This window comes from Peribacillus sp. SIMBA_075 (genome assembly GCF_046534585.1).
Map to the genome: position 1 here is coordinate 1 of NZ_JAWRYN010001533.1, position 238 is coordinate 238.

Annotated in this window: 1 pseudogene; it reads left to right on the forward strand. The window is 30.3% G+C overall.

What is annotated here, in order from left to right:
* Window positions 1–238 (forward strand): annotated as a pseudogene (locus SB775_RS33545) (MerR family transcriptional regulator); the annotation flags it as partial.

The following is a 238-nucleotide window of genomic DNA, read 5'->3' on the forward strand; positions in this document are numbered from 1 at the left end:
GCAAGCATCATTCTTCAAGTGGCAAACAAGTTGTTAACTTTAAAAAGTAATAATGAGATTACAATGTCGCAATTCAAATATGTTGTATCATTCTTACAAACACGTTTAGGGATGATCTATCATAATGCGTCGGTGTATTCTTCCGTTAACAAAGTTTTCGTTTTAGAAAATAATATATTAAAAGGATTTATTTTCGCGACGTATTTACGACTAAAAGGATATCAAACAATGTATATGG